Annotated in this window: 15 protein-coding genes; 9 read left to right on the top strand and 6 right to left on the bottom strand. The window is 73.2% G+C overall.

What is annotated here, in order from left to right; translation table 11 throughout:
* The first annotated feature begins 65 nt into the window (after window positions 1-65).
* From OG689_RS20245 to OG689_RS20210, 8 genes are all read left to right on the top strand, one after another.
* Window positions 66-1,055: a hypothetical protein gene (locus OG689_RS20245; RefSeq protein WP_266322246.1), complete on the top strand. Its 990-nt coding sequence runs from the start codon at window positions 66-68 to the stop codon at window positions 1,053-1,055.
* 217 nt (window positions 1,056-1,272) lie between these two features.
* Window positions 1,273-2,136 (top strand): hypothetical protein, encoded by an 864-nt coding sequence (locus OG689_RS20240; protein WP_266322245.1) that lies wholly within the window; start codon window positions 1,273-1,275, stop codon window positions 2,134-2,136.
* The gene (locus tag OG689_RS20235) at window positions 2,133-3,152 is read left to right on the top strand and encodes a hypothetical protein (RefSeq protein ID WP_266322243.1); all 1,020 of its coding nucleotides are present in this window, start codon (window positions 2,133-2,135) and stop codon (window positions 3,150-3,152) included. The genes OG689_RS20240 and OG689_RS20235 overlap by 4 nt, the downstream gene beginning before the upstream one ends.
* Window positions 3,149-4,225 carry a hypothetical protein gene (locus OG689_RS20230; protein WP_266322241.1) on the top strand — a complete coding sequence of 359 codons (1,077 nt, stop codon included), beginning with the start codon at window positions 3,149-3,151 and terminating at the stop codon, window positions 4,223-4,225. The genes OG689_RS20235 and OG689_RS20230 overlap by 4 nt, the downstream gene beginning before the upstream one ends.
* A gap of 178 nt (window positions 4,226-4,403) precedes the next feature.
* Window positions 4,404-5,432, top strand: a complete 1,029-nt coding sequence (locus tag OG689_RS20225) for an ABC transporter ATP-binding protein (protein WP_266322239.1) — start codon at window positions 4,404-4,406, stop codon at window positions 5,430-5,432.
* A complete protein-coding gene (locus tag OG689_RS20220) occupies window positions 5,416-6,318 on the top strand; it encodes an ABC transporter permease (RefSeq protein ID WP_266322238.1) in 903 nt (300 codons plus the stop codon). Before OG689_RS20225 ends, OG689_RS20220 begins: the two co-directional genes overlap by 17 nt.
* Window positions 6,319-6,344: 26 nt before the next feature.
* A complete protein-coding gene (locus tag OG689_RS20215) occupies window positions 6,345-7,262 on the top strand; it encodes an ABC transporter ATP-binding protein (RefSeq protein ID WP_266322237.1) in 918 nt (305 codons plus the stop codon).
* Window positions 7,263-7,353: 91 nt separating this feature from the next.
* Window positions 7,354-8,070, top strand: coding sequence for an ABC transporter permease subunit (locus tag OG689_RS20210; RefSeq protein ID WP_266322236.1), 717 nt, complete (start codon window positions 7,354-7,356; stop codon window positions 8,068-8,070).
* Between the two features lie 139 nt (window positions 8,071-8,209).
* On the opposite strand, the gene OG689_RS20205 is transcribed toward OG689_RS20210, so the two are convergent.
* Together OG689_RS20205 and OG689_RS20200 are read right to left on the bottom strand one after the other, a co-directional pair.
* Window positions 8,210-9,439: an MFS transporter gene (locus tag OG689_RS20205; RefSeq protein WP_266322234.1), complete on the bottom strand. Its 1,230-nt coding sequence runs from the start codon at window positions 9,437-9,439 to the stop codon at window positions 8,210-8,212.
* A gap of 69 nt (window positions 9,440-9,508) precedes the next feature.
* Window positions 9,509-10,240, bottom strand: a complete 732-nt coding sequence (locus OG689_RS20200) for a FadR/GntR family transcriptional regulator (protein ID WP_266322232.1) — start codon at window positions 10,238-10,240, stop codon at window positions 9,509-9,511.
* A 314-nt stretch (window positions 10,241-10,554) separates the two neighbouring features.
* On the opposite strand from OG689_RS20200, the gene OG689_RS20195 reads away from it, so the two are divergent.
* On the top strand, window positions 10,555-11,322 hold the full coding sequence (locus tag OG689_RS20195) for a sporulation protein (protein WP_266322231.1): 768 nt from the start codon (window positions 10,555-10,557) through the stop codon (window positions 11,320-11,322).
* 77 nt (window positions 11,323-11,399) lie between these two features.
* On the opposite strand, the gene OG689_RS20190 is transcribed toward OG689_RS20195, so the two are convergent.
* The 4 genes from OG689_RS20190 to pheA form a co-directional block, all read right to left on the bottom strand.
* Window positions 11,400-13,145: an LCP family protein gene (locus OG689_RS20190; RefSeq protein ID WP_266322230.1), complete on the bottom strand. Its 1,746-nt coding sequence runs from the start codon at window positions 13,143-13,145 to the stop codon at window positions 11,400-11,402.
* A 434-nt stretch (window positions 13,146-13,579) separates the two neighbouring features.
* A complete protein-coding gene (locus tag OG689_RS20185; protein WP_266322228.1) occupies window positions 13,580-14,422 on the bottom strand; it encodes an HAD family hydrolase in 843 nt (280 codons plus the stop codon).
* Between the two features lie 67 nt (window positions 14,423-14,489).
* A complete protein-coding gene (gene serS / locus OG689_RS20180; RefSeq protein ID WP_266322226.1) occupies window positions 14,490-15,767 on the bottom strand; it encodes a serine--tRNA ligase in 1,278 nt (425 codons plus the stop codon).
* Between the two features lie 1,022 nt (window positions 15,768-16,789).
* Window positions 16,790-17,725, bottom strand: coding sequence for a prephenate dehydratase (pheA, locus tag OG689_RS20175; RefSeq protein WP_266322225.1), 936 nt, complete (start codon window positions 17,723-17,725; stop codon window positions 16,790-16,792).
* Between the last annotated feature and the right edge of the window lie 45 nt (window positions 17,726-17,770).

The raw sequence follows: 17,770 nt of genomic DNA, 5'->3' as shown, positions 1-17,770 counted from the left end.
AGGCCTCGGGGGTGGCCTGTGGTGGGCCCGCACGCGGCCCATTCCACATGCTCTGGGGGAACCCCTTGTCCGCGCCCGAAAACGTGCCGTCGGCCGCTCCGGCCGACGCCGCGCCGCCCGCACCCGAGCGCGCACCCGTGCCCGCGCCCGAGCCCGGAGCCGAAGCCGGCCCGCAGGCCAAGCCCGCCGCGCCCGCCGCCGAGCCCGCCACCGCGCCTGCCGACTGGCCGGCCGGCGTACCCACCGACGTCGCCGACGTCCCTGCCGTGGCCGAGGCGTCCGCCGACGGCCGTCGGCTGCCGCGCGCCGCCGGCGTGGCGCTGGCCGCGTTCGCGCTTCTCGCGGTCACGGCGACCAGTGCCGCCGTCACGGTGGCGGTCGGCCGTCCGGACGCCCGGACCACGGTGGCCCAGGGCGTCCCGTCCCCGGCGGCGGCCCCGGCCTCGGCCGCCCCGACCGCCTCGCCGTCGCCCACGGCCTCGCCGTCCCCGGTGGTGACGCTCGCCGCGCCGCCCGCACCCGCGCCCAAGCCGAGCAGCACCCTGCACGGCACGGTCAACGGCAGCACGCACGGCGGCGACCTGAGGTACTTCTTCGCCCCCATTCCGGACGGCGCCGAATCCTTCGGCCCCGCCGACGGCTTCAAGATGACCGACGAGGAACTTGTCGCGGAGTACGACAACCAGAAGAACATCATGTCCGTCCTCGGGTCGTACGGGTACAAGGAATCGGCGGAACGCTCGTACCGGACGGCCGACGGAAAGGCGAATGTCCGGATCCGGCTGATGCGCTTCTCCAGTGCGGGCAACGCCTCGGAGTTCGCCAAGGGCGGGAGCTTCTCGGAGAGCGAGAGCATCGACGTCAGCGGTGTCCCGGGGGCTCGCGGTTTCCTGTTCAAGCCCGAGCAGAAGGCCTACACCGGCGCGATGGTCGGCATCGCCAGCAAGGGTGATGTGGAGTTCGAGATCACCGTCGAGGTGAAGGGCGATCCCGACAAGGCGGTGCTCGGCGACGTGATGAAGCGTCAACTCGACCGCCTTTCCTCCGGCGGCTGAACCCCGCTTCCCTCTTCTTCCACCTTTCTGGAGCCACCTCGTGAGCACCGAGCCCGTGGAGCCGTCGCCGGCCGACGCGCCTCCCCCCGCCGCCGTACCGGCTGTCGTGACCGAACCTGCCCCACCTGCCCCACCTGTGACCGCTGAGGCCCCTGAGGCGCCCCAGGCCACCGAGGCCTCTGCGGCCCCCGTGTCACCTGCCGCCCCCGTGCCGCCGGTGGCGGTCAGCCCCTGGGCCGCGCCGGGATCGCCGGCCGCCGCCCCGTACGCCCTCCCCGACGAGTCGGCCTCGGCGCCCGCCGGTTCCGCCTCCGCCGGCGCACCGGTCGCTGGGGCACCCGTCGTGGACGTCCTGGTGGCGGGCGGTGTCGAGTCCGGGGTACCGGCCCCGGTACGCCGGCCCCGTCCCGTCCTGCTGCTGACGTCCGCGCTGGTGCTCGGCGTGCTGCTGGGTGGCGGCGCCGGGTACGGGATCCAGGCGGGTCGCCCGCCGACGCCGCTGCCGCCCCTGCAGGTGGCACTGCCCAGCTACCCGGCGGCCGTGCTCGACGCGGCGGCCGCCGCCGAGGCCGCGCCCAAGCCGCTGGCGATCGACGGCGACCTGCGCAAGCTGGTGATGGAGCGTCCGGGGGGCACCGAAGCCTGGGGGGACAACCCGGACGTGCCCAGCTGGATCACCGTCGGTGAGCTGGCCGAGCGCACCGGCAACGCCAAGCGGACCTTCGCCGACTTCAACCGGGACGGCTTCCGCCGTGCGGCGGGCGTCGACTGGAAGCAGGGCGGCACCAGGTACCGGGTGACGCTGCTCCAGTACGGCCCGGACGACGCGGACCGTGCCCTCGCCGAGGCCCGGAGCATGAACGGCGCCGCCGTCACCAAGTTCGCGGACGGGGTCAACGGCGGCTACCAGGTCGAGTCGGAGCCCGAGAACTGGGCCGAGAGCACCGAGAAGTACTACTACGGCTCCGCCGTCGCGCGGCGCGGCACCGTGGTGATGGAGATCGAGGTCTTCGCACCGCAGTCGGTGGACGCCGCCGCACTCAAGGATCTCGCCAAGAAGCAGTGGGAGCGGCTGGCATGAGCGACACCACCGTGGGCCCGGTCCCGTCCGACGCGGCCGACACCCCGCCGAACGACCGGACCCCGACGCCCGACCTGCCGCCCGAGCAGGCCCTGTCCGGCACCCCCGCGGGGCCGGACACCGCCGCCACGGTCCCGGACACCGCCGCCACGGTCCCGGACCCCGCCGCCACGGCCCCGGCCGGGAACCCCCTGACCCCGGACACCCCCGGCCTCCCGTACCCCATGCCGGAGCAGGCCGCCCTCGTCCCGGCGCCGCCGGCCGCCCCGCGCGGCACCGGCAGCCGGGTCCTGCGCGGCGCCGCCGCGACCGTGGCCGCCGCGCTGGTCGGCGTGGTCATCGGCGTCGGCATCATCGAGGTCCGGTACGACGACCCGGCCCCCGTGGCCGCCGCCGGCCAGGGCGGCGGTCCCGTCCCGGCCCCGGCGCCGAGCCCGACCGCCTTCGGCGCCAAGTCCAACGGCAACCACTTCGGCGGGCTGCGCGACCTGCTGCTGCCCGTCCCGGCCGGGTTCGCCCTCGGGCCGGACTACGGCAGCTACGGCAACGACACCGAGCTGACCGCCGAACAGCTGGCGGCCGAGGTCGACGAGGGCGTCAAGGACGTGCCCGCCGACAAGCGCGAGCGGGTGAAGGAGTACTGGAACGGACTGCACGTCAAGGGCACCGGGGTCCGGACCTTCAAGTCCTCGGCGGGTGATCTGGTGGTCAGCCTGAAGCTGCGCCAGTTCAACCAGCAGGAGGTGCAGAAGGAGAACGAGTACACCGCCATCTTCACCGGCGACACCGGCCTGTTCCGGACCGGTCCGGAGATCCCGGGCCACCCCGAGGCGCACTGCTACCTGATGCCCGTCGCGCCCAGCGCCCAGATCGACTATCTGGAGTGCTCCGCCGCCGAGGGCGACCTGCTCGTCGTCATGGACGTCGAGGGTGTGGCGCAGCTGCCCAAGGACAAGATCGTCAGCCTCTTCACCGCGCAGCTCGACCGGCTCGCCAGCCCTGGAGCGTCAGCATGACCGACAGCATCGCCCCGGCGGAGAACCCGCCCACCGCGGCGGAGAACCCCGCCACCCCGGCCGGCACCCCCGCCGGTGCCGTCCCCGCCGCCCCGGGCCGGGGGAGCGCCGCCCCCGCGACGGGCATCGTCCTGGAGGACGGCCCGGTGCCGGCCGCCGGGGTGGTGGACGTCTGGGCGGCCGCCGGCCTCGGTCACGGACCGTACGGACCGACCGAGACCGACGAGCAGCGCCTGCAGCGCATCCGCCGCCGGCGCCGCACACTGCTGCGCCGCGGCGCGGCCGCGTTCGTCCTGGTGATCGCGGGCACGGCGAGCGCCTACGCGGTCACCGTCCCGGACCGCACGGACATCCCCGGCCTGGCCACGCCCAAGGACGGTCGCTACACCTTCCCGGTGCTGGTGCTGCCGCCGCTGCCCTCCGGGAAGCCCGCCCCGGGCGCCCCGGGTGCCGAGCTGCGCCACGAGGCGGACCTGCGCCGCCTGGTGCTCCCCGCGCCCGACGAGGCGACCGACCCGGCCGCCGCCACCGGCAGCGCCTCGCCCGCGGCCTCGCCGTCGGCCACCGCCGCCGCCTCGGGCACGTCGGCCGCTTCGCCCGCCGCCGTTCCGGTCGGGCCCGCTCCGGCCCGGTGGGCCGCCTGCGAGGACCTGGCGGCCGAGCTGGCCCAGCCGGAGTCGCTGAAGTCCGACCTGATGACGAACGCCTGCCGGGCCGGCGTCGTCCGGGAATGGACGGCGACGGACGGGACGAAGACCCGGATCCGGCTGCTGCGCTTCGGCTCCCGGGAGGAGGCCTCCAACGTCTCCAACTCGCTCTGGCTGACGAGCGAACTCAAGGGCGAGGGCAAGCTGGAGCTGGAGAAGGACGCCAAGGGCCTGCCCACCACGGTCGGCGTCGGGGCCCAGCTCCGGCACAACGGCGACCCGGACAAGGACAAGCCCGACACCGTCCGGGCCGGCTACCTGCTCTCGGGCGACGTGGTGGGCATGATCGTGATGTCCAACCCGGCGGGCGTGCCGGAACAGGCCTTCCACCAGGTCGTCCTGCTGCAGTCCGACCTGCTGGCCTGAGACCGGGCCGGTCCGCCCGGTCCGCCTCCGCCCGGTCCGCCTCCGCCCGGTCCCGGGCCGTCCCCGGGGAGTGCCGCACTCCCCGGGGCGGTCCCGGCCGGTCCCGGCACGGCACCCCTTAGGGGACGGGTGAGCCCCCGTCATCCCGGAGTACCGCAAAGGGTCGTCATTCCAGCCCATGTCCAGCGCGGCCTCCGGCCACTACCTTGTGAGCGTGTCCACTGTCATCAAGACGGACGGCCTCACCAAGAGGTTCCCCCGGGTCACCGCCCTCGACCAGCTCACCGTAGAGGTGCAGCCCGGGGTGGTCGGTCTGGTCGGGGCGAACGGCGCGGGCAAGTCCACACTCATCAAGATCCTGCTCGGACTGGCCCCGGCCACCTCCGGCACCGGCCAGGTCCTCGGCCTGGACATCGCCACCGAGGGATCGGCGATCCGTGAACGGGTCGGCTACATGCCCGAGCACGACTGCCTCCCGCCGGACGTGTCGGCGACCGAGTTCGTGGTGCACATGGCCCGGATGGCCGGCCTGCCGGCCGCCGCCGCCCGCGAGCGGACCGCCGACACGCTGCGCCACGTCGGCCTGTACGAGGAGCGGTACCGCCCGATGGGCGGCTACTCCACCGGCATGAAGCAGCGGGTGAAGCTCGCCCAGGCGCTGGTCCACGACCCCCGGCTGGTGCTGCTGGACGAGCCGACCAACGGCCTCGACCCGGTCGGCCGGGACGACATGCTCGCCCTGATCCGAAGGGTGCACTCCGACTTCGGCATCTCCGTCCTGGTCACCACCCACCTGCTGGGCGAGCTGGAGCGGACCTGCGACCACCTGGTGGTCATCGACGGCGGCCGGCTGCTGCGCTCCTCCTCCACCGCGTCCTTCACCGAGGCCACCCAGGTGCTCGCGGTCGAGGTCACGGACCATCCGGACGACGCCTCGTACGACGCCGGCGACGCCGTCCGCCGGCGGCTCGCCGACGCCGGGCTGACGGTCGGCGCGGAGGGTACCCGGGTGCTGCTGGTCGGCATCGAGAACGACGGCACCTACGACACGATCCGCGACACGGTGGCCGGCCTCGGCCTCGGCCTGGTCCGGCTGGAACAGCGCCGCCACCGGGTCGCCGAGATCTTCACCGACGAGGCCCCGGCGCCGGCCGCCGGGGCGGCGGACGCACCCGAGGGAGGTACCGCAGATGTCGCTGCCTCCTGAGACCAGGACGGCCGAGACCGGCGTCATCCACGACATCGGCTACCGCGGCTACACCGGCCCGCGACTGGGCCGCGGCTACGCCACCCGCTCGCTCTTCACCCAGGGCCTGCGCGCCGCCTACGGGCTCGGCCGCTCCGGCAGGTCCAAGGTGCTGCCGATGCTCGTGCTGGCCGTGGTCGCGCTGCCGGCCGTGGTCGTCGTGGCCGTCGCGATCGTGCAGGGCCGCGCGGAGCTGCCGCTGGACTACCCGAACTACCCGAGCGCCCTGGGGCTGGTCGTCGAACTGTTCGTCGCCGCCCAGGCACCGGTGCTGATGTCCCGGGACCTGCGCCACAACACCGTCCCGCTGTACTTCTCCCGGCCGATCACCCGTGGCGACTACGTCCGCGCCAAGTTCGGCGCCATGGTCGTCGCGATGCTGCTGCTGATGACCACCCCGATGGTGCTGCTCTACCTCGGCGCGGTGCTCGGCGGGATGCCCTTCGGCCACAACACCGCGCACTTCCTGTACGGGCTGGCGGCGGCCCTGCTGTACGCCCTGGTGTACTCGGCGGTCGGCCTGCTGATCGCGGCGAGCACACCGCGTCGCGGCTTCGGCGTCGCGGCGATCATGGGGTTCCTGGTGGTCAGCCAGGGCATCGCGACCGTCATCCTCGGCATCGCCGGCGGCCTGGACGGCCGGGTGCCGCCGGAGTCCGCGAACTGGGTCGGCCTGCTGTCGCCGGGCTGGCTGGTGGGGGGCCTGGTCACCCGGCTCTTCGGCCTGGGCACCGCCGCCGACCTGCACGCCCCCGGCGCCCTCGGCGTCACCGTGTTCGCCCTGGAGGCGGCCGTCATCGTGGCCGGCTCGTACGGGCTGCTCCGGCGCCGCTACCGCGGCATCTGACCGATCCGACTGTTCGAGAGGGCGCCATGGCCACCATCACCATCGACAAGGTCTCCCGCTGGTTCGGCAACGTGGTCGCCGTCAACGACGTCAGCATGACGATCGGCCCCGGCGTCACCGGTCTGCTCGGCCCCAACGGCGCGGGCAAGTCCACCCTCATCCACATGATGAGCGGCTTCCTCGCGCCCTCGGCCGGCGAGGTCACCCTGGACGGCGCCCGGATCTGGCGCAACCAGGAGGTCTACCGGCAGATCGGGCTCGTCCCGGAGCGGGAGTCGATGTACGACTTCCTCACCGGCTGGGAGTTCGTCCTCGCCAACGCCGAGCTGCACGGCCTGGCCGACCCGGGCGCCGCCGCCGAGCGGGCGCTCGGCCTGGTGGAGATGACGTACGCCCAGGACCGGAAGACCGGCACCTACTCCAAGGGCATGAAGCAGCGGGTCAAGATGGCCTCGGCCCTGGTCCACGAGCCGGCGGTGCTGCTGCTCGACGAGCCGTTCAACGGCATGGACCCGCGCCAGCGCCTGCAGCTGATGGAGCTGCTGCGCCGGTTCGGCGCCGACGGCCGGACGGTGCTGTTCTCCTCGCACATCCTGGAGGAGGTCGAGCAGTTGGCCCGGCACATCGAGGTCGTGGTGGCCGGCCGGCACGCCGCCTCCGGCGACTTCCGCCGGATCCGCCGGCTGATGACCGACCGCCCGCACCGCTACCTGGTCCGCTCCAGCGACGACCGCAGGCTCGCCGCCGCGCTGATCGCCGACGGTTCGACGGCCGGCATCGAGCTGGACCGGCAGGAGAAGGCGCTGCGCGTCCAGGCGATCAACTTCCAGGGCTTCACCACCCTGCTGCCGAAGGTCGCCCAGGAGGCCGGCATCCGGCTGTACACCGTCTCCCCGGCGGACGAGTCGCTGGAGAGCGTCTTCTCCTACCTCGTCTCCTCCTGAACCGGCCCGCTCCCGAAGCGGTTCGGACCCGGCGCCGCCCGCCCCGTCCAGACCCGGCACCGACCCGGTCACCGAAAGAAGGCCGATCACCGTGAACACGACCGTCGCCAGGCTGACCGTACGCGGCCTGCTGGGCCGCCGGCGCGGCGTCCTGCTGCTGGTCGTCCCCGCCCTGCTGCTGATCATCTCGGTGATCGCGGCGAACACCGACGGGGACAAGCACGACCTGACCGTCAAGATCCTCGGACAGCTGTCGCTCGGCACCCTGGTGCCGATCCTCGGCCTGGTCGTCGGCACCGGCGCGATCGCCACCGAGATCGACGACGGCTCGATCGTCTACCTGCTGTCCAAGCCGCTGCCCCGCCGGCTGATCATCACCACCAAGCTGGCCGTGGCGATCGGCACCACCTGGGTCATCGCGGCCGTCCCCACCTTCGTCGCCGGGCTGATCCTGTACGGCACGAAGGACGATCTGGCGCTCGCCTTCACCGTCGGCACCCTGGTCGCCGGCGCCGCGTACAGCGCGCTGTTCCTGCTGCTCGGCGTGGTCACCCGGCACGCCGTGGTGGCCGGCCTGGCGTACGCGCTGGTCTGGGAGAGCCTGATCGGCAACTTCGTGAAGGGCGCCCGGACGCTGAGCATCCAGCAGTGGGGCCTGTCGGTGGCCGAGGCGGTGGCCGGCGAGGGCGCGATCACGGCGGACGTGGCGCTGGGCGTGGCCGTCCCGCTGCTGGTCGTGGTCACGGTGGCGGCAGCGGTGCTGGCCTCGGTGAAGCTGGCCGGGCTGACGCTGGCCGCCGAGGACTGAGAGCGCCGGCCGCCGCTTCCGCAGGCGCTCCGGCCCGCCGACACGACTCGGGCCCGGGCGGTGATGCCCGGGCCCGAGGTGCGTACGGCCGGTGGGGTGGTGCGTCCGGCGCCCGCGTCGCGGCCGGTACGCCGGCCGGTCAGAGCGTGCGGTTGCGGCCCGCGCCCCAGCCGGCCACCGCGGCCACGCCGGCCAGCACCAGCAGCAGCACCAGCGGGGTCGTCCAGCTGCCGGTCAGCTGGTGCAGGGCCCCGGCGCCGACCGGGCCGGCCGCCGCCACCAGGTAGCCGACCGCCTGGGTCATGCCGCCGAGCTGGGCGGCGCCCGCCGCACTGCCGGTCCGCAGCACGATGAAGGCCAGTGCCAGGCCCAGCGAACCGCCCTGGGCGATCCCGAGGACGGCGGCCGACACCCAGGCGCCGGACACCGGGGCGAGCAGCAGGACGGCGATGCCCAGGCCGTTCAGGCCGGCCATCGCCACCGCCAGGCCGCGCTGACGGGTCATCCGGCCGGCCGCGAGCGGCACCAGGAACGCGCCCGCCACCTGGACCAGGTTGCTGAACGCGAAGACCAGACCGGCCTCGCCGCGGTCCATGCCGTGGTCGGCCAGGATCGTCGGCAGCCAGGCGACCAGGGTGTAGACCAGCAGCGAGGAGATGCCCATGAAGAGGCTGATCCGCCAGGCCAGCGGGGAGCGCCAGATCCCCTCGATCGGCCGCCCGACCGGGGCCGCGGCCACCACGGCCCGCTCCTGGCGGGAGCGCAGGACCTGCGGCAGCCAGGCCACCGCGGCGATCAGCGCCAGCACCGACCAGGCGCCGAGCGAGGCCTGCCAGCCGCCGCCGAGCGCCTTCTCCAGCGGCACCGAGACACCGGCCGCCAGCGTCGCGCCGACCAGCATGGTGGTCGAGTAGACGCCCGTCATGGTGGCCGCCTTGGTGGGGAACTCCCGCTTGACCAGCCCCGGCAACGAGACGTTCAGGACGGCGATCGCCACCCCGATCACCACACAGCCCCCGTACAGCGCGGCGATCGACGGCAGCACCCGCAGCAGTACGCCGGCGCCGAGCACCAGCACCGCGCCGAGCACCACCCGCTCGGTGCCGAAGCGCCGGGTCAGCCGGGGGGTGAGCGGTGCGCCGAGGCCCTGGAACAGCACCGGCACGGTGGTGATCAGTCCGCTCGCGGTGGAGGACAGGCCGAAGGTCTGCTGGACCTCGCCGACCATCGGCGAGATCGCGGCCAGGCAGGCCCGCATGTTGAGGGCGACCAGCAGGATGCCGGTGAGCAGCAGCGCCGGGTGGGCGAGCCTGCTGCGGACGGGGAGCGCGGGGGTGACCAGCGGCTGCCGGGCACGGGTGACTGCCATGGAACGGGGCTCTTTCCGAGGTGCGGGTGCGGGTGCGGGAGACGGACGGGGGCAGCGGTGCCCCACGGGTCACTTCCGCGCGGCGATGCTGGCGAGGAGCTGCTCGACGGCGGCGATCGGCTCGTCCAGCAGGGCGCGACAGGCGGCCTCGGCACGGTCCGGGTCGCCGCTCTCGATCGCGTCCACCAGGGCCTCGTGGGTGGCGACCACCACCTCGGGCATCTCGTGGTCGCCGAAGGCCGTCCGCATCGACTCGCGCACCGAGGCGCCGAAGTAGCGGTACACCTCGGTCAGCGCCGGGTTGTTGGCGGCCTCGACCACGGCGGTGTGGAACTCCAGGTCGTGCTCGACGGTGGCCTCGCGGCCGGCCCGCTCGGGGTGCGAGGCGATCACCTCGGCCTCGCGGGCCAGGACGGCCCGCATCCGGACGATGTCCTCGGGCGTGTGCCGCAGCGCGGCCAGCCGGGCCGCCTCGGTCTCCAGCGCGGCGCGGACCTCCAGCACGTCCCGGACGCCGGAGCGCTGGACGCCGCGCAGCACCGAGGCCGGGTCGCTGCTGCTGCGTACGAAGGTGCCCTCGCCCTGCCGGGTGACCAGCATCCCGGCGTGCACCAGCACCCGGATCGCCTCCCGGACGGTGTTGCGGCCGACCTTGAGCCGCTCGGCCAGCTCGTGCTCGGTGGGGATCCGGGCCCCGACCGGCCAGCTGCCGCCGGCGAGCTGCTCGCGCAGCTGCTCGATGGTGGCGTCCACCAGCGAACGCTTGCCGGCGGCCTGCAGACTGTCGTTCGCGCTGGTCACGGTGATCCCCTCGGGTCGGTCGCGGTGTCGGCGCGGGCCCGCCCCGATGCGGAGGCGGCCGCTCCGGCAGTCATCCTACAACTGCTTGTCCGGTCATCCTACAACCCATTTGGGGCGGGGCCGGGAACCGCCCGGTACCGTGTGGCGTTCCTCCGATCGGCCCCGCGAGCGGGCCCGTACCCGCAAGTCCCGCGGGCGCGGCCCCGTACCCGCGGGCCGGTACCCCGTACCGAGCCCGAACCCGCACCCGTACCAAGCCCGTACCCGTACCAGCCCGCACCCGTGCGGATCCGACATCCAAGGAGAGCACCCGCATGGTGTTCAAGAAGCTCCTCGGCGCCCTCGGCGTCGGCGGCCCCGGCGTCGACACCGTCCTGTCCACCCCCGTGGTGCTGCCCGGCGGGTTGCTCCAGGGGCAGGTCAACCTGACCGGCGGCACCGTCGCGGCGGACATCGCCGGCATCACGCTGACCCTGGTCGCCCGGGTGGAGATCGAGCACGAGGAGGGCGAGAGCACCGGCCTCCGGTCCTTCGCCCGGTTCTCCGTCACCCCGCCGCTGCACCTCGCCCCCGGCGAGAACCGCAGCATCCCGTTCGCCTTCCCGGTGCCGTACGAGACCCCGGTGACCACCATCGCCGGGCAGCGGCTGTCCGGCATGGCGCTCGGCGTGCGCACCGAGGTGGACATCAGCGGCGCCCTCGACAAGGGCGACTCCGACCCGCTGGACGTCGAGCCGCTGCCCGTGCAGCGCCGGCTGCTGGACGCCTTCCTGGCGCTCGGGTTCCGCTTCCGCTCCGCGGACCTGGAGGCCGGCCACATCCGCGGTACCGGCCAGAGCCTGCCGTTCTACCAGGAGATCGAGTTCTCGGCCGCGCCGCAGTACGCGCACGCCTGCAACTCGGTCGAGGTGACCTTCCTCGCCGACCCGCACCGGGTGGAGGTCGTGCTGGAGGCCGACAAGCGCGGCGGCATCTTCGGCCACGGTGGTGGCGACGTCATCCGCACGCACGTGGTGGAGCACTCCGCCGCCGACCAGGACCTCACCGCCCTGGTCGACAGCTGGGTCCGCGCGGCCCTCTAGCCCTGCCGGTTCCACGAGAACGGGTGTGCCCGCCGGTCCCGACCGGCGGGCACACCCGTTTCCGCGCGGGGCCGGGATCAGCCGCCGGCGCCGTAGGTGGTGTTGGCGCAGATGTCGTCGTCGGCCGAGCGGGCCTCCGCGGTGACGCTGGTGGGCAGCGGCGGCGGATCGGCCGGGGTCGCGGCGGTGCCCGGCGTGACGGCGGTGGCGTTGGCGGCCGCGTAGTCCTTGCCGAGGACGAGGCTGATGCCCGGGGCGCTGGTGGTCACGGTGGTGGCACCCGGGAACAGGGCGGCGACCTTGTCCGCCTTGGCCTTCATGCCGGGGCCGTACTCCACCACGGTGGTGGCGTGGGTGGTGGAGGAGGCGGTGGCGACCTTGGTGACGGTGAACTTCGCGCCCTTGAGGGTCTCGCTCGCCTTGCCGGCCATGCCGGTCGCCGTGGTGCCGTTGTAGACGGCGACCTTGATCCCGGTGCCGTCGGTGTCGGCGGCCGGGGCGGGCGCGGCCGGGGCGGGCGCCGCGGCGCTCGCCGGCGCGGCGGGGGTCGCCGCCGCGTCCGGCTGCTGGCCGGTGGCGTCCTGGCCGTCGATGGTGCGGTCCGCCTTCAGCGTCGCCCACAGGTTGTCCACCGCGGGGTGGACCAGGTCGATCCGGCCCTCGTGGGCGGTGCTGAAGGCCCAGGGGGTGGTGATGAACTTCAGGTCGTGCATGTCGATGTTCTTCATCGACAGGGCGAAGGAGAGCAGCTTGTCCGCGCTGCTGAGCTCCGGGTCGACGGTCATCGACTTGGTGGCCGCGTCGGCCAGCGGCAGCAGCGTGGTGGGGCTGAGGCCCTGCTTCTTCACCTTGGAGATGAGCGAGCCCATGAAGGCCTGCTGGCGCTTCATCCGGCCGACGTCGGAGCCGTCGCCGATGCCGTGCCGCAGTCGCACGTAGTCCAGCGCCTGCTTGCCCTGCACGGTCTGCGGGCCCTTCTTGAAGACCTCGGCGCCCTTCTTGGGCAGCTTCTCGTTCAGGTCGTTCTCGTAGATGGCGTTCGGCAGGCAGACGTCGACGCCGTTCACCGCGGCGGTCATCGCCGCGAAACCCTCGAAGTTGACCTCGATGGTGTGGTCCACCCGGATGCCGGTGAGCTTCTCCACGGTGTTCTGGGTGCAGGCCGGGTTGCCCTCCTCGGAGTTGCCCACCGAGAAGGCCGAGTTGAACATCTGGTTGGTCAGTTCCTTGGTCCATTTCCCGTTCGGGAGCTTGCAGGACGGAACGGTGACCAGGGCGTCGCGGGGGATGGAGATGCCGACGGCGTGCTTGTGGTCGGCGTAGACGTGCAACAGGATCGTGGTGTCGGAGCGGGCCCCGCCCTCGTCACCGCCGCCGAGGTCGCTGTTGTTGCCGCTGCGGCTGTCGGAGCCGATCAGCAGCACGTTGACCGGCTTGTTGCCGTTGGCGTCGGCCTGGGTCTCGGGCGGGCGGTCGGCGCTGATCGCGTCGGAGTCGAAGGTCTTGATGTTGCCGTTGATCTTCAGATACAGCGCGCCGCCCGCGGCGACTATCAGCACCATCGCGCCGGCCGCCGTCCAGGCGATGTACTTCTTCTTGCTGCGCTGCGGCTTCTTGCCGCGTCCGCTGCCCGCCGCCCGGCCCCCGCCGGACCCGCCGCGGCCGCCGCGCCCCTGCGCCGCCCGCCGCGCCTCGGCCCGGCCCCCGGTTCTCGGGGCGGGTACGCCCGCGCCGGCCGGAGTGGTGCGCACGGCACCGTCCGTCGTGTCGTCACGCCACTGCCCGTCGCCCCCGTAGGGGCTCTCGTCCCACTGGCCTGACATGCGCGTACCTTTCACCGGCGGAAGCAGCACCTCGCACTGCCCCTGGGAGCACCGCACCCGAAGAGCGCCGTGTGCAAAGGAGCACCACACCCAAAGAGACGATCGAGAACGCCCCCAGGTTGCACGGACGAGGATCGCAGGAGCTGCCGAGCGCACCGGTGGTGCTCTCGGTGGTACCTCCTACAGAGCTCCGGCCTGGGCCTGGAGCTTCAGCGGAGCATACAAACTCTTCCTGGGAGAACGGCATCCGGGTGGCGACGATCACGTTCGCAGGCCCTGCTCCGGCCGGCGCGAAGGCCCGGTCAGACCACCGGAAGGGGTGTCGGCAGGGGCATCGGGCCGGGCACTGCGGGGGCGTCGGGAGGGCGGCCGGGGCCGGTCCCGGCCGGGCGTCGGCCGGGTCCCGTCAGGTCCCGACCGTCGGGCCGGCGCCGTCAGGCGCCGAGGAACAGCCGCTCCAGGACGACGGCCACGCCGTCCTCGTCGTTGCTCACGGTGACCTCGTCGGCCACGGCCAGCAGCTGCTGGTGGGCGTTGGCCATCGCCACGCCGTGCGCGGCCCAGCCGAACATCGGGATGTCGTTGGGCATGTCGCCGAAGGCGATGGTGTCGGCCGCGCGCAGGCCCAGGCGGCGGGCCGCCACGGCGAGGCCGGTGGCCTTGCTCAGCCCCAGCGGGAGCAGCTCCACGATGCCGGGGCCGGCCATCACGACGCCGACCAGGTCGCCGGCCACCTGGCGGGCGATCTCGGCGAGGCCGTCGTCGGTGAGGGTCGGGTGCTGGATGTAGAGCTTGCTGACCGGGGTGCTCAGCAGTTCGTCGGTGGTCACGTCGACCATCGGCAGGTCGGCGCCGATCAGCAGCGCGTACCCGGGGCCCGCCAGCACCTGACCGTCCAGGCCGTCCTGGTTGGCGGCGACGGCGAGCGTGCCGGTCTCGGCCTCGATCTTCCCGATCGCGAGGGCGGCGAGCCGGCGGTCCAGGGTCAGCGAGGTGAGCAGCTGGTGCGCGCCGGCGTCGTAGACCTGGGCGCCCTGCCCGCAGACCGCTATGCCGGTGTAGCCGATCTCGTCGAAGACCGGGCGGGCCCAGCCGGCCGAGCGGCCGGTGACGATGATGTGCGAGGCCCCGGCGGCGGTCACGGCGGCCAGCGCGGCGCGGTTGCGCGCGGAGACGGTCTCGGCGGTGTTCAGCAGGGTGCCGTCGAGGTCGGTGGCGACCAGCCGGTAGGGCAGGTCGCCACCGGGGGAGACGGAGTCGGCGCTTGCGGTGCTCATGGGCCTTGCGTCTCCCGGGAGTTGCGTGCGTGCGGGGGCCGCGCGGCAGGTCCGCGCGGCGGTCCGGCTACTTGACGGGTTCCAGCACCGTGCGCCCGCCGAGGTACGGCCGCAGCGCCTCCGGGACCACCACCGAGCCGTCGGCCTGCTGGTGGTTCTCCAGGATCGCCACGATGACCCGCGGGACGGCGACCAGGGTGCCGTTCAGGGTGGCCAGCGGGCGGACCTTGTTGCCCTCCTCGCGCACCCGGATGGAGAGCCGGCGGGCCTGGTACTCGGTGCAGTTCGAAGTGGAGGTGACCTCGCGGTACTTGCCCTGGGTCGGGACCCAGGCCTCGATGTCGAACTTGCGCGCGGCCGAGGAGCCGAGGTCGCCGGAGGCGAGGTCGATCACCCGGTACGGCAGGTCGAGCGCGTTGAGGAAGTCCTTCTCCCACTGGAGCAGGCGGCGGTGCTCGGCCTCCGCCTCCTCCGGGGTGGTGAAGACGAACATCTCCACCTTCTCGAACTGGTGCACCCGGATGATGCCGCGGGTGTCCTTGCCGTACGTACCGGCCTCGCGGCGGAAGCAGGAGGAGTAGCCGGCGTAGCGCAGCGGAAGCTTCTCCGCGTCGATGATCTCGTCCATGTGGTACGCCGCGAGCGGGACCTCGCTGGTGCCGACGAGGTAGCGCTCGTCGTCCTCCAGGTAGTACACGTTCTCGGCGGCCTGGCCGAGGAAGCCGGTGCCGTCCATGGCGGCCGGGCGGACCAGGGCCGGGGTGATCATCGGGGTGAAGCCGGCCGCGACGGCCTGCGCGATCGCCATGTTGACCAGGGCGAGCTCCAGCAGCGCGCCGACGCCGGTCAGGTAGTAGGAGCGCGAGCCGGCCACCTTGGCGCCGCGCTCGGTGTCGATGGCGCCGAGGATCTGGCCCAGCTCGACGTGGTCCTTGGGCTCGAAGCCCTCGGCCGCGAAGTCGCGCGGGGTGCCGATCTCCTCCAGGGTGACGAAGTCCTCCTCGCCGCCGATCGGCGCGGCCGGGTCGATCAGGTTCGCCAGCCGGCGGACGAGGCCGTCGGCCTCCTCCTTGGCGGCGTTCTGCTCGGCGTCGGCGGCCTTGACCTCTTCGGACAGGGCCTTGGTGCGCTGGAGCAGGGCGGTCTTCTCCTCGCCCTGGGCCTTGGCGACCTGCTTGCCGAGCGTCCTCTGCTCGTTGCGCAGTTCGTCGAAGCGGGTGCCGGAGGACCGCCGCCGCTCGTCGGCGGAGAGAAGGGCGTCGACCAGGTCGACGTCCTCGCCACGGGCGCGCTGCGAGGCGCGCACTCGGTCTGGGTCCTCACGAAGCAGGCGAAGGTCAATCACGGGGCCAAGCCTACCGGGACGGGGCCGGGGCATCGGTACCGGTTTACCGCCCGGGGTGGCGGTCGCCCGGCTGCCGGGGCGTGGCCGGCGGCCGATCGCGGCCGGGAGGGCGCCGCCGGAGCGGAGGCGCTCCGACGCCGGGTCGTTTCGTCCGGCGGATTCACGGCTTTCGCCGGACCGGCACCGGGCTGTGGTCGGTCATCCGGATATGTCGCTTTCTGTCCGGTTCTCTGTCACCATACGCCGGGCCGCCGGCCGGGTCGCAGGTCGCAGGGCCGGGGAGGGGTTGTGGGAGTGCGGTCCGGGCCCTGCGGGCCTGTTGATCCGGGCTGGGGATAACCGCCCCGATCCTGTGGATAACTCCGGTGGACGACGCCCGGAAGGGCGCTTATCCACAGGCGGCGGCGAGCTCCTGTGGATCGTGGAGAACTCAAGGTTCATCCCGAGATCCACTGAGGAATTGAGGTTTCAAACCTCAATCAACCTTCTCGGGCGAGGGAATTGGTCCGCTCGGACGGGTGATTTGATGGTACAAGGGTGACTCCGGTCCGATTAGTCAACTCTGCGGCGCTAACCGATGATCTGACCGGTACTGCTAGTGGCTATACCGTTATGTCGACTAACGCCCGGACCTGTGGATAACTCCGGGCTGTGGATACCACGGGCCGCCTGTGGATAGCTGTGGACGGCCACCGCCGCCGGGAGCACCTGTGGACGACGCTCCCCGACCGGCCGGGAGGGCCTTCGCGGGCGGAGGCCCTCCCACCCCTCCGAGCCGTCCGGCGGCCGCGGCCACCGGACGGGTGAACTCACCCGCGTGTCGAAAAAGGCCGAATTCGGTCGTCATCAATCACAAATGATCCGCCGATGACACCCGGACCGGACCGACCCGCCTCGGCGCCGCCTCGGCGCCGACCCGGCGCCGAGGCGGCGCCGAGGCGGACCGGCAGAGCGGCGGACCGGCGGACCGGCAGCCGGGCGGCGGAAGGCCCCGGGGCCGCGCGGCCCGGGCAGGCCCGCCCTCAGACCTCGCCGCGCCCGTCGAGGCAGCGCGACAGCCAGTCCGCCGCCCGCGTGAAGTCGCTGTCGGTGGTGCCCGGCCGCTGGTACGTGGAGGGCTGCCGGTCCGCGCGCGGGTAGGAGCCGAGGAAGCGCACCTGCGGGCAGATCCGCTTCAGCCCCATCAGGGCCTCGCTGACCCGGCGCTCCGCCAGGTGCCCCTCGCAGTCGATCAGGAAGCAGTAGTTGCCGAGCCCTTCGCCGGTGGGGCGCGACTCGATCCGCATCAGGTTGACCCCGCGCACCGCGAACTCCTGCAGCAGCTCCAGCAGCGCACCCGGGTGGTCGTCCGGCAGCCAGGCCACCATCGAGGTCTTGTCCAGGCCGGTGGGCGAGGAGACCCGGCCGGGCGGACCGACCAGGACGAACCGGGTGGTCGCGTTCTCGGCGTCGTGGATCTCCTTGACCAGCGGCTCCAGGCCGTACAGCGCCGCGGCGAACTCGCCGGCGAAGGCCCCGTCGAAGCGGCCCTCCTGGACCAGCCGGGCACCGTCGGCGTTGGAGGCGGCCGACTCCCAGCGGGCGTCCGGCAGGTTGGCGGCGATCCATTTGCGCACCTGCGGCTGGGCCACCGGGTGGCTGGTGACGGTCTTGATGTCGTCCAGCGTCGTCCCGGGCCGCACCAGCAGTGCGAAGGAGATCGGCAGCAGCACCTCGCGGTAGATCATCAGCGGTGTGCCCGAGGCCAGTTCGTCGCTGGTCGCGGTGACGGCGCCCTCGACGGAGTTCTCGATCGGCACGAACGCCCCCGACGCCTGCCCCTCGCGCACCGCGTCCAGCACCGCGGGCACCGAGGTCAGCGGCACCAGCTCCCGGGTCCCCGCCTCGGGCAGGGTTCGCAGAGCCGCTTCGGTGAAGGTGCCCTCGGGCCCGAGGTAGGTGTAGCGGGTGGCCGACATTGCCGCCTCCGTACGAGAAAGGGTGCCGCGCAGCGGTCTGTGCGC

Source organism: Kitasatospora sp. NBC_00240 (assembly GCF_026342405.1).
GTDB lineage: Bacteria > Actinomycetota > Actinomycetes > Streptomycetales > Streptomycetaceae > Kitasatospora.
This window is presented reverse-complemented; position numbering and strand designations above follow the sequence as displayed.